The 11,748-nt window shown below is 44.9% G+C and carries 9 protein-coding genes; 4 read left to right on the top strand and 5 right to left on the bottom strand.

Translation table 11 applies throughout. The features are described from left to right. Nucleotides 1-47: 47 nt before the first annotated feature. Nucleotides 48-677 (bottom strand): 23S rRNA (uridine(2552)-2'-O)-methyltransferase RlmE, encoded by a 630-nt coding sequence (gene rlmE, locus ACQEXP_RS10695; RefSeq protein WP_138972137.1) that lies wholly within the window; start codon nt 675-677, stop codon nt 48-50. A gap of 113 nt (nt 678-790) precedes the next feature. Here rlmE and yhbY point away from each other — a divergent pair, with 113 nt between their 5' ends. Further along, on the top strand, nt 791-1,087 hold the full coding sequence (gene yhbY / locus ACQEXP_RS10690) for a ribosome assembly RNA-binding protein YhbY (RefSeq protein WP_138972138.1): 297 nt from the start codon (nt 791-793) through the stop codon (nt 1,085-1,087). 88 nt (nt 1,088-1,175) lie between these two features. Here the strand turns inward: yhbY and greA are convergent, their stop codons facing one another. Then, nucleotides 1,176-1,649, bottom strand: a complete 474-nt coding sequence (gene greA, locus ACQEXP_RS10685; protein ID WP_138972139.1) for a transcription elongation factor GreA — start codon at nt 1,647-1,649, stop codon at nt 1,176-1,178. Between the two features lie 537 nt (nt 1,650-2,186). Between greA and ACQEXP_RS10680 the strand changes: the two genes are divergently transcribed. Together ACQEXP_RS10680 and dacB are read left to right on the top strand one after the other, a co-directional pair. Next, on the top strand, nt 2,187-3,206 hold the full coding sequence (locus ACQEXP_RS10680) for a porin (RefSeq protein WP_426969800.1): 1,020 nt from the start codon (nt 2,187-2,189) through the stop codon (nt 3,204-3,206). 104 nt (nt 3,207-3,310) lie between these two features. Next, entirely contained in the window at nt 3,311-4,741 is a 1,431-nt protein-coding gene (gene dacB / locus ACQEXP_RS10675; protein ID WP_426969798.1) for a serine-type D-Ala-D-Ala carboxypeptidase, read from the top strand. On the opposite strand, the gene ACQEXP_RS10670 is transcribed toward dacB, so the two are convergent. Both ACQEXP_RS10670 and tyrS read right to left on the bottom strand, forming a co-directional pair. After that, complete coding sequence (locus tag ACQEXP_RS10670; protein ID WP_269377543.1) at nt 4,720-5,565, bottom strand: magnesium transporter; 846 nt, start codon at nt 5,563-5,565, stop codon at nt 4,720-4,722. The two genes, dacB and ACQEXP_RS10670, sit on opposite strands and share 22 nt — an antisense overlap. 425 nt (nt 5,566-5,990) lie before the next feature. Further along, the gene (gene tyrS, locus ACQEXP_RS10665; RefSeq protein WP_269377421.1) at nt 5,991-7,178 is read right to left on the bottom strand and encodes a tyrosine--tRNA ligase; all 1,188 of its coding nucleotides are present in this window, start codon (nt 7,176-7,178) and stop codon (nt 5,991-5,993) included. 129 nt (nt 7,179-7,307) lie between these two features. Here tyrS and ACQEXP_RS10660 point away from each other — a divergent pair, with 129 nt between their 5' ends. After that, nucleotides 7,308-8,594 (top strand): peptidoglycan DD-metalloendopeptidase family protein, encoded by a 1,287-nt coding sequence (locus ACQEXP_RS10660; protein ID WP_269377422.1) that lies wholly within the window; start codon nt 7,308-7,310, stop codon nt 8,592-8,594. A gap of 32 nt (nt 8,595-8,626) precedes the next feature. Here ACQEXP_RS10660 and ACQEXP_RS10655 read toward each other — a convergent pair whose 3' ends face one another. Next, nucleotides 8,627-11,743, bottom strand: coding sequence for an efflux RND transporter permease subunit (locus ACQEXP_RS10655; protein ID WP_426969796.1), 3,117 nt, complete (start codon nt 11,741-11,743; stop codon nt 8,627-8,629). Between the last annotated feature and the right edge of the window lie 5 nt (nt 11,744-11,748).

Here is an 11,748-nt window from a genome sequence, read left to right as displayed (position 1 = left end):
ATAACCTGTAGCTATAGTGTTAACCTGCCCAGCAAGGGGCAAAATAGTTAACCTTTGTAACCAGTGGCTACAACAAAGACTTCTCGTGAGCGAGCTCGCGATGAGTCTGGTTTTCTGACTTTGACGACTTTAAAAGTATCGCGGACTTCTTTCACAAACTGATCGAAGCCTTCCCCCTGGAAAACCTTTACAACAAAGCTACCATTAGGGGCTAGAACTTGTCGACACATATCTAAAGCCAATTCAACTAAATACATTGCTCTTGGCTGGTCCACAGAGTTATTACCAGCAATATTCGGAGCCATGTCAGACATCACAACGTCAACCATTGATGGTTGGATTCTGTCCAGCAGTGCTTCTAGTACGGCTTCTTCACGGAAGTCACCTTGGAGGAAGCTTACCCCTGCAATAGGATCCATAGGTAACAGGTCACAAGCAATAATTTGCCCCTCCTCACCTACAATCTTAGCAGCATATTGCGACCACCCACCGGGTGCTGCACCTAAATCGACCACAGTCATACCAGGTTTTAGTAATTTATCTTTGGTTTGGATCTCTTCCATTTTGAAATAAGCGCGTGAACGATAGCCTTTTTTTCGCGCTTCGTTGGCGTACTTATCATCAAAATGTTCTTTCAACCAGCGACCCGAGCTGGCCGAATGTTTTTGTTTACTCATTCGATACCTAACAGATAGAGGGAGCAACTAACCCAATAAATTATAGTCTTCACGGTTAGATGGCGTTAAAATGGTATTTTTCAACCCTTATAGTAAAGAAAATTGGCCGCGTAATGAACCTAAGCACTAAACAAAAGCAGCATCTCAAAGGCCTAGCGCACAGTCTAAAACCTGTTGTGCTTATGGGCGCAAATGGACTTACTGAAGCTGTTCTGGCGGAAATTGAAATTGCTCTAAATCACCATGAGCTAATCAAAATCAAAGTAGCCTCTGAAGACCGTGAGACTAAAGGTCTGATCATTGATGCTATTGTACGTGAAACTGGCGCAGAAAAAGTACAAGTAATTGGTAAAACTCTTATCCTGTACCGTCAAACTGAAGATCGCAAAATCGAGCTTCCACGTAAATAATTGCTAGCCAATAGCAACATCAAAAAAGGTCGCGACTGCGACCTTTTTGCTATCTCTGTTCTAAAGAAATGCTCTCACATCTCTGAACTTAGATATATTCAACTTTATCGATTTCGAAATCACGGTCGCCGCCTGGTGTAGAAATAACGACTTCGTCACCTTCCATCTTACCAATCAAACCGCGTGCAATCGGTGAACTTACAGAGATACGACCTGCTTTAATATCCGCTTCGTCTTCACCGACGATTTGGTAAGTTTTCTCTGCTTCAGTATCACAATCGATCAAAGTCACCGTCGAGCCGAAGATGACCTTGCCAGTATTGTCCATCTTAGTCACATCAATTACCTGTGCGACTGACAGTTTGTATTCGATATCACGAATCTGAGCCTCACAGATACCCTGCTCTTCACGTGCAGCATGGTACTCAGCGTTTTCTTTAAGATCTCCAAGCTCACGAGCTTCAGCAATCGCTTCAGAAATCTTTGGGCGAAGCTTCAATAGTCTTTCTAATTCTTCACGTAGCTTCTGTTCGCCACGCAACGTCATTGGGACTTTTTCCATTATGTACCTCATTCCAAAGCTATCTTTGGACAAAACAAAACTACCTAATCCACACTGGACTAGGTAGTGAGTTAACTAATCAATTTCTCTTAGTGTAAACAAACTTGGAGACTAAATCATCTTAAATCCATCGCTCTAAAAAAACAGCGCTTACAGTACGATTTACTGATTATTTTTCGTTATCTAAAAACACTCAAATACCCCACCAGTTAATAAAAAAAACTAAAACTTTTCTTAATGACAACAAATTCAACAATAAGAAAAAACCCTTAATAATCATAATTTTGATATTTTTTAACCCAAAATAAAACAGTGTTCAAAAAGGTGTTTTATATCGTTTTACTACCAGCAGGCGGAACTTTAGCGGTACAACAATGCTCACCAATTACTCGCTCGGTGAATACCAAGTGCAAAGTATTTATGACAGAAGTCTTACATATGAGCATTGATTCATTGTGGCAATAGTAAGAGGATTGACTCAAGTGAGTCATCACTCGCATAACAACTATTTATGGACAGTAAATTAGGACTAATAAGATGAACAAAACTCTGATTGCTCTAGCAGTTTCAGCTGCAGCAGTGGCAACTGGCGCAAATGCGGCAGAAATCTACAGCCAAGACGGTAACTCTATCGAAATGGGCGGCCGTGCTGAAGCGCGTCTATCTCTTAAAGATGGCAAAGCAGAAGACAGAACTCGCGTACGTCTAAACTTCCTTGGTAAAGCTCAGATCACTGACGGCCTATACGGTGTAGGTTTCTACGAAGGTGAGTTCACTACTGCTGACAACACTGTAATTGTTGATGGTAAAGTAACTAAAGCTGACGACATCGATCACCGCTACACATACGCTGGTCTAGGTGGCGCATTTGGTGAAATCACTTACGGTAAAAACGACGGTGCACTAGGTGTAATCACTGACTTTACTGATATCATGGCTTACCACGGTAACTCAGCAGCATACAAAATCGCTGTCGCTGACCGTACAGACAACATGCTATCTTACAAAGGTCAATTTGCTGACCTAGGTGTTAAAGCGAGCTACCGTTTTGCTGACCGTAAGGATGATACCCAAGGTGGTTACACTGACAACAACACTGACGGTTACTCTCTATCTGCAATCTACGCAATCGGCGACACTGGTGTTAAGCTAGGTGGTGGCTATGCAGACCAAAACACTGGCAACAACAAATCTTCTGATCAGTACATGCTAGCAGCGTCTTTCGCAATCAACGACCTATACCTAGCAGGTACTTTTGTTGATGGTCAAGATAAAGACGGCAGCACTAAGACTGACAACACTGGTTACGAATTCGCAGCGGCTTACACTATGGGCCAAACTGTATTCACAACGACATACAACTACCTAGAAGGCAAAACTTCAGGCACTAAAGAAGAAGCTGCAGATAACATCGCAATTGACGCAACTTACTACTTCAAGCCTAACTTCCGTGGTTACGTATCGTACAACTTCAACCTACTTGATGACAGCAAGTCTTACATCTCTAAAGCAGATGCAGAAGACGAGCTAGCTCTAGGTCTACGTTACGACTTCTAATTTCCTGACCTTAAGTCAAGAATCTAAGACGCCCGCTCTATAGCGGGCGTTTTTTTTACTCGCTATACTCTTCTTCTGGCTCACGACTTGCGATACCCATTACTATGCAACGCTCAATTTTTTTCTCATCCCTACTATGGGTTTTAGGTCTATTTTCTTCGCAAGTATCGGCTTATGCTCCATTAAACGAGTTGCCCTCTGGTAGCCGAGCGGCATTGCGTATTGAAAGCTTACAGAGCCAAGAGAGTTACCAACGTTCAGCAAACCAAGATCAACTGTTTCCACCAGCCAGCACATTAAAAATAGTGACCGCTCTTGCTACAAAACTAGAATTAGGTGATCAGTTTCGCTACCACACCGCGATAGAACAAGCAGGTAAGGATGTTGTGATTCGTTTTAGTGGAGATCCAACCTTTACCACAGACAATCTAAAACAACTCTTATCTCAGGCTCGTAGCAAAGGCATAAAGCGAATCGAAGGGGATCTGTGGTTAGATAATAGTGCTTTTACAGGTTATGAACGTGCGGTTGGCTGGCCTTGGGACATTCTTGGCGTTTGCTATAGCGCGCCAGCGAGCGCTATCTCACTTGACGGAAATTGTGTTCAGGCTTCTATATACACTCAGCAAGACGGCAAAACTCGGGTCTATGTGCCCGAACATCAACCTATTTATGTCACCACACAAGCAAAAACCGTTTCTAAAGCTGAACAAGAGAGCGCTCAGTGCGATTTAGAGCTGCTCTCTTCACCAGACAACCACTATCAGTTGCAAGGGTGCCTACAAAGCCGTAGCCAACCTCTACCGCTCAAATTCGCCGTTCAAGATCCTGCTCTTTACACACAGCGTATACTCCATACATTGCTCAGTCAGCTAAACATTGAACTGATTGGCAACATCAAAGTGGGGGCACCTCAGCGACAAGGTCAAACGTTAGCAATCCATCAATCTGCTCCACTCCCTGAATTGCTCGAAACAATGCTCAAACAGTCAGATAACCTGATTGCCGACAACTTAACGAAGACTCTTGGTAGCAAGTTCTTTGTTCAATCAGGCAGTTTTGGTAATGGCACCGAAGCAATCAAACAGATCCTCTTCGCTAAAACCGGCATCGACTTACAACAAACGCCAATGGCAGACGGCTCAGGCTTATCACGTAACAATCGCTTTACCAGCCAAAATATGGCCGCCGTTTTACGTTATATCTGGAAACATGATGATCAACTTGGACTGATCGACTTAATGCCAAAGGCAGGAACTAACGGCACGCTAAAATATCGCCGAAGTATGCGCCAGGAACCGATCAAAGGTGAGTTGATTGCCAAGAGTGGTTCCCTTTACGGAAGCTACAATATGGCGGGTTACGGTCTAGATAATAACGGTAAACCTAGCACCTTGTTTGTTCAGTTTGTCGCTGACTATCATCCACCAAAAACAAAGAGCGACGCTCAACCGACCGTCGCTCCTATCACTAAGTTTGAAACATTGTTCTATCAAGATGTGGTGAAGTTTAGTCAGGCAATGCCCAAAAAGTAGTTCACAACCGTAAAGTAGATCCACATCCCCGAGATATCAACAATAGAGGCGAGAACTGGGCTGACCAACACCGCGGGGTCCAGTTTAAATGCCCTTGCTAATATCGGTAACAAACCACCCAAAGTGGTCGACATGGTCACCTGAATAAACAGCGCAACAGCGATTGCTAACGCGATAGTGTTGAGTTCAAAACCACCAGTGCCACTAGCATCACTAAAAAACAACACACGGCAAACGATCACTAAAGCAATCGCGAACGCTAAACACAGTGCAACACGGCTCTCTTTCCAAAATACCGCCAGCCATTGACGTTTTTTCAGCTCTCCTGTCGCCAAAGCTCGAATGACGAGTGTCGCTGCCTGTGTACCTGTATTACCACCAGCAGCAGCAATAACGGGCATATAGATCGCCAGAAGAACCAGTTGGCTCAAGGTATCTTCATAGTGAGAGATGATTAGGCCAGAAACAATGCCCAATAGCGCTAGGGCAATAATCCAACCTATTCTCTGTTTAACGTGTCCCATCACTGAAGTGTCGAGATAGCTACTCGATGTTTCCACTTCAGAGTGAATAAATCCAAGTTGGTGCGCATAGTGTCGCGCCAACTTGTCATGCCCATCCAATTCCAGAGCCGAAATCAATCGCTGCACATAACCCACTGAGCAGTGATGTAAGATAGCGACCGCTTCTTCAACAGGCATTACCGTTAGCAGGTGCACCTGTTGCTGTTGCTCGTACTGCAAAAATGCATTGCGAGCTGCACCGATCTCTTCACGAGAAAAGTGCGGAGTGTTTTCAATGTAAGTATTGCTCATTACCGTCATGGCGAATCTCCCGATTGGCAGTAGGTAACGACCATCAAACACAGTGATGTACAAGCACAAGACGCCATCTCGCCAGCCCAAAGAAGCTAGAGAGATACTGTGTTGATTCTAGAATTTAGAGGAGAAAAACGTGAGGATACAGTTCAATAGAAAGGATGCTCTACCACTTAGGTAGAGGCGTGAGACGACAATACCGAAGCGGTTTATTTTTCCCCTCTCATACTAGGAGGATGGTCGATATTGTTCATAAAAGTCTCCGAATAAGCTGCCATACTGGCAACGTGCGCATAGTACCAGAGTCATCAAAGAAAATCAGTCAATTTTAAACAAAAATGCATAACATTTGAGCAGGCTATAAGTTTGATAACAAACATAAAAAAAGCGCCTAAAAAGGCGCTTTAATTCACGGTAATTTCAGGCAGTGACTATTTAATTGTCACGCGAGCGAACTTACGTTTACCAACTTGGAAGACATAAGTCCCTGCTTCAGGTGCAAACTTGGCGTCTGCCACTTTTTCGCCATCCATCTTAGCCGCACCTTGCTTAACCATACGCATTGCTTCTGAAGTTGAAGCGCACAGTGCCGCTTCTTTCAGTAAGTTGCTAACTGGCAGGCCAGCTTCAAACTCAAACTCTGGCATCTCATCAGGAATTTGGTTTTTCGCAAAACGGTTGACGAACTCTTGCTCAGCCGCATCTGCATCTTCTTGGCTATGGAAGCGAGCGATGATCTCTTTTGCCAGAGCAACTTTCACATCACGTGGGTTTTTACCCGCTTCAACACCCGCTTTCAGTTCGCTGATTTCTTCAAGAGGACGGAAAGAGAGCAGCTCGTAGTAGTTCCACATCAATTCATCAGAAATCGACATGATCTTACCGAACATCTCACTTGGTGCTTCGCTAATACCAATGTAGTTGTGCGCAGACTTAGACATCTTCTTCTCGCCGTCTAGACCAACAAGAAGAGGCATTGTTAAGACAACCTGCGGCTTTTGACCATGTGCTTTTTGCAGCTCACGACCCATCAATAAGTTAAACTTCTGGTCAGTACCACCCAGTTCAACGTCTGTCTCCATTGCTACTGAGTCATAACCTTGTAGGAGTGGATACATAAACTCATGGATAGCAATTGGCTGACCGCCAGTGTAACGCTTTTTAAAATCATCACGTTCCAGCATACGAGCAACCGTTTGATTTGCAGCAAGGCGAATCATACCCTCTGCACCTAGCTCAGAAAGCCACTCAGAGTTAAATTGAATCTTAGTTTTCGCTGGATCAAGAATCTTAAACACCTGCTCTTTATACGTTTCTGCATTACGCAGTACGTCTTCGCGAGTTAGAGGTGGGCGAGTTGTGTTCTTACCTGTTGGGTCACCAACCATACCAGTGAAATCACCGATTAAGAACGTCACATCATGACCAAGTTCTTGGAACGCACGTAGCTTGTTCAAAATAACTGTGTGGCCTAGGTGTATATCAGGAGCCGTTGGATCGGCACCCAGTTTGATGCGAAGAGGACGACCCTCTTTCAACTTAGCAATCAGTTCTTCTTCTGGAATCAGTTCATCAACACCGCGCTTAATCTCCGCTAGTGCAGCTTCAATGCTCGCCATTCTTGTTCACTCCCACAGATTTGGCAAAAATTTGTTAGTTTGCCATCTTACTTGAATAGCGATGCTTTTTGAAACCAGTTAGACTAAACAGCTGAGCTTTTTTACTGAATTTTTTAGAACGGACATACGATGTTGTCTCTTTTTGCTCGACTACCTTGGATTCATCGAGCCCTTATCGCCTTTTTCAGCGCATTTATTGTCATCGCGCTATTTCTGCCTGCTCCTAACGATCTCCGTCAAGAAGAGAGCAACTATCAAGTGGGTAAAGCTTACCCATTAACGCTGAATATCGACCAACTTGCTCAGCAAGAGTCCATCTCCCCACTGGCAGTTTTGCGTTGGGAAAAACACACCATTGGTACTGGTGACAGTATGGCTCTACTGTTTCAACGTGCAGGGCTATCATCTCGTTTGCTTTATCAACTGACATCGACCAATAAGGACATTGAGACGCAACTTACTCGAGTGAGACCGGGAGACACCTTCGAGCTGGGCTTTGACGCCGACAATGAGCTGATACAAATTAAACGAACTCTCAGCCCCTATGAAAGCTTTCTAGTGACTAAATCAGAAACGGGTTATCGATCTTCATTCGACAAAAAAGAACTGTTTTACCAATACAACTACGCTGAAGCGGATATCACCTCAAACTTCTGGAATGCAGGCGTCAATGCCGGTTTAACCGCAAACCAAATTATGGAGTTAGCCGGTATTTTTGGCTGGGATATCGACTTTGCGTTGGATATTCGTAGTGGTGACAACTTTAAGATTCTCTATCAAGAGAAGGTGGTTGAAGGAGAAGTCGTCGGAAGAGGAAAGATCATTGCCGCCGTATTTACCAACCAAGGGGATACATTCAAAGCCATTTTGGATGATAAAACGGGCAACTACTATGACGAGAATGGCCGTGCAATGAAAAAAGCATTCTTGCGTTCACCCCTTGATTTCCGTCGTGTGACCTCTAACTTCAATCCGACTCGACGCCATCCAGTGACGGGCAAAGTCGTTGCCCATCGAGGAACAGACTATGCTGCACCTGTCGGAACGCCTATTTGGGCTGCGGGTGACGGTATTGTGCAAAAATCTAGCTACAACCAGTTCAACGGCAACTACGTCTTTATTAAGCACAGCAATACTTACATTACTAAGTATCTCCACTTAACAAAACGTACCGTGAAAACCGGTCAGAGGGTTAAACAAGGTCAGACAATCGGCACCCTTGGAGGCACAGGTCGTGTCACTGGTCCACACTTACACTATGAGTTTCTAGTTAATGGCGTCCACAAAAACGCTAGGACGGTCAAATTGCCACAGTCTAAATCACTCACAGGTTCAGACAAGGCGACCTTCATTGCCAACGCGAAGATCAGATTAGATAAACTGAATCGCTACGGTGAGTTACTTGCTACACCATAAGTCAAAGGCCCGGATCATCCGGGCCTTTGTCATTAATCGGCTTCAATAACTCTATTACCCTGCTCTTCCACTTTATGCTCTTTGCCCAGCATTAATAAACACGGAGTCAATACTAGAGTGAGAACAGTGGCAAACGCCAGACCACCAGCAACGGCTGTGGCGAGTTGCGACCACCACTGGGTACTAGGTGCACCAAATTCGATTTTTTGGTTGATCAGGTCGATGTTCATTTCCAGTACCATCGGCAATAAGCCAAGAATCGTCGTTACTGTCGTCAGCATCACAGGTCGCAGACGTTGAACTCCAGTTCGCAGTATTGCTTCTCGCTTATCTAAGCCACGATTACGCAATTGGTTATAGGTATCGATCAAAACAATATTGTTGTTGACCACAATGCCTGCCAACGCAATAACCCCTATCCCAGACATAATGATACCGAATGGCTTCTGGAATATTAGCAAGCCAACAAACACGCCGACGGTTGAAAATAGTACGGCACTTAAAATTAAGAATGCCTGATAAAAGCTATTGAACTGAGTAATTAGAATAAGCGCCATTACCACCAATGCCACAAGGAAGGCATTTTGTAGAAAAGCAGAAGAGTTTTCTTGCTCTTCATTCTGCCCACGAATTTTAAACTCAACACCATCAGGTAAACCGAGCTCAGCGACCGCTTGATTGATTTTGGGCAACTCGAGAGCCAGGTTATAACCCTCTTTCATATCCGCCATAATATTGGTGACCCGATGCCCATCAATGCGTCGTATCGTGTCTTGCTTGTGCTCAGGTACGATAGTCGCAAAGTTAGTGATAGGAACTAAGCCGGCTTGAGTTTTAACTCGAAGTTGATCAAAACGACCTATGTCGCGCTTGTCCTGCGGGTAACGAACCAAAATGTCGACTTCTTCATTGGCATCATCAGGCAGATAATCACCGATTTTCAGACCATTCGTCACAAACTGGACCGTATTACCCACTAAGGTCGCATCGGCAGCAAAACGAGACGCGTCATCACGACGAATGTCGATCTGCCAATCTATGCCATCTTTACTTGAAGTATCACTTAGATTGGTAAAAGCCGGATAATTGTCAGCCCAATGCCTAACTTTTTTAGCCGCCGCATCCAATTCAGCAGGGATACGAGCCGATAGCTCTATCACCAGATCATGTTCAACCGGTGGACCAGCATCAGGGAATTTATACTCAATTTCGACCCCAGCATAACCATCCGTTTGAAGCTTGAGTTCCTCAATGATCTCTTTGACCTTGCGGCGATACTGCCAATCAACAGGAGTAATCTGAATCTGACCAATTTCATCATCGCCACCGGTCCGCGTATACACACTCTCAAACTCATCATGATTGAGCATTACCGCTTCAATATCGCGAATAATCACATCTTTCTCATCCAAGGAAAGATCACCATAAGATCGGACTTTGACCGTGAAAAACGGTGGATCTACTTCGGGGAAAAACTCCGCCCCCAAACCTGCTTTGGCGTAGGTAAAACCAACGCCAATCGCAAGCAAAATGGCGCTAATGAGGATTTTGATCGGGTGCTTTATCGCAATGTCTAAGGTATGGAAGTAGAGCTTAGTAATACCTGTTGCCTTAGAAAAATCGCCATCATGTAGAGCAACCATTTTCTCCCGTTGCGCTTTAGTCACATGCTGAGGTCGTCCTATTAAACTGCCTAAAACAGGCACCAATAGTAGCGCCATCGCTAGAGATGCGCTCAAAGTCGCAATCAGAGTCAGCGGCAGATACTTCATAAATTCGCCAGTGACATCTGGCCAGAAAAGCAAAGGGGCAAAAGCGGCTAGTGTGGTCGCCGTGGAGGCGGTAATCGGCCATGCCATTCGCTTGGCGGCGTCACGATAAGCTTCCCTTCTTGGCGTGCCTTCTTGCATACGTCGATCGGCAAACTCAGTCACAACGATAGCACCGTCAACCAACATACCTACCGCCATGATCAATGAAAAGAGCACGACAATATTGATGGTTAGGCCAAAAACAGACAGAACCAGCAAACCGGTTAAGAATGAGCCTGGAATCGAAATACCCACCAACAAGGCAGTACGAACACCAAGAATGGCAATAATGACAATCACAACCAAAATGATCGCTGACAAGATATTGTTCTGCAGATCGCTGAGCATCATCTCAACATCTTTAGACTGATCCCAAGTGTATTTGACCATCAGGTTATTCGGCCAATCTGGACGCGCTTGAGCTTCAGCCAACACCGCTTTTATTAACGCGACAGTCTCGATGATATTCTCTCCAGCGCGTTTTTTGGCATCAAGTACAACGGCAGATTTTCCATCTAGACGTGCGTAGCTTTCTGGATCTCGGAATGCCCGTCTAACGGTTGCCACATCACCAAAGGTAATGACCTGCTTACCATCAACCTTTACAGGTAATTCAAGCACATCTTTAAGCGAATCGAAGACCGAAGGAACCTTAACCGAAAAGCGCCCATACCCCGTATCAACGAAACCTGCGGCAACCACTCTGTTATTTAGTGCGATCAGATTGTAGATATCCCCCTGATCTAAGCCATAACTCTCCATCAGTAGTGGATCAACAATGATCTCAACAATATCCTCGCGATCACCTGCAATATCCACTTCTAGGATTTGGCGGTAACTTTCCAGCTTATCTCTTAACTGACGCGCTATCTGCACGATGGTTCGCTCGGGTACCGTACCGTAAAGTACAATTGACAGCGCAGGTTCCTCCGATGCCAAAGTCACTTCATTGACTGTCGGTTCATCGCTGTCGCTGGGTAATTTGGGTTTTGCCAAATCAACCGCTTCACGCACATCGGCCATCGCTTTGTTCAGGTCGACACCAACACTGAACTCAAGCATTACTGAGGCATGACCTTCAGAAGCGGTAGAGGTCATCTCTTTGACCCCTTCAATGGTTCTCAATTCTTGCTCAATCGGGCGAACAAGCAATCGTTCGGCGTCTGATGGCGATATGCCCTGATGGCCTACCGACACATAAATAATCGGAATTGTAATGTCAGGGCTAGATTCTTTAGGAATGGTGATATACGTTCCCGCACCGGCGAATAGAATAAAAACCAGAAGCACCATCATGGTTCTAGTACGAGATAGAGCCGCATCAATCAATGCATACATAGTGT

Origin of the sequence: Vibrio sp. TRT 1302 (assembly GCF_050113875.1) — a bacterium.
GTDB lineage: Bacteria > Pseudomonadota > Gammaproteobacteria > Enterobacterales > Vibrionaceae > Vibrio.
This window is presented reverse-complemented; position numbering and strand designations above follow the sequence as displayed.

Bases quoted from the DNA above. Each gene is read 5' to 3' on its own strand.
- ACQEXP_RS10680 (WP_426969800.1), top strand. From the start codon at position 2,187: ATGAACAAAACTCTGATTGCTCTAGCAGTTTCAGCTGCAGCAGTGGCA.
- rlmE (WP_138972137.1), bottom strand. From the start codon at position 677: ATGAGTAAACAAAAACATTCGGCCAGCTCGGGTCGCTGGTTGAAAGAA.
- yhbY (WP_138972138.1), top strand. From the start codon at position 791: ATGAACCTAAGCACTAAACAAAAGCAGCATCTCAAAGGCCTAGCGCAC.
- ACQEXP_RS10655 (WP_426969796.1), bottom strand. From the start codon at position 11,743: ATGTATGCATTGATTGATGCGGCTCTATCTCGTACTAGAACCATGATG.
- ACQEXP_RS10670 (WP_269377543.1), bottom strand. From the start codon at position 5,565: ATGACGGTAATGAGCAATACTTACATTGAAAACACTCCGCACTTTTCT.
- greA (WP_138972139.1), bottom strand. From the start codon at position 1,649: ATGGAAAAAGTCCCAATGACGTTGCGTGGCGAACAGAAGCTACGTGAA.
- dacB (WP_426969798.1), top strand. From the start codon at position 3,311: ATGCAACGCTCAATTTTTTTCTCATCCCTACTATGGGTTTTAGGTCTA.
- ACQEXP_RS10660 (WP_269377422.1), top strand. From the start codon at position 7,308: ATGTTGTCTCTTTTTGCTCGACTACCTTGGATTCATCGAGCCCTTATC.
- tyrS (WP_269377421.1), bottom strand. From the start codon at position 7,178: ATGGCGAGCATTGAAGCTGCACTAGCGGAGATTAAGCGCGGTGTTGAT.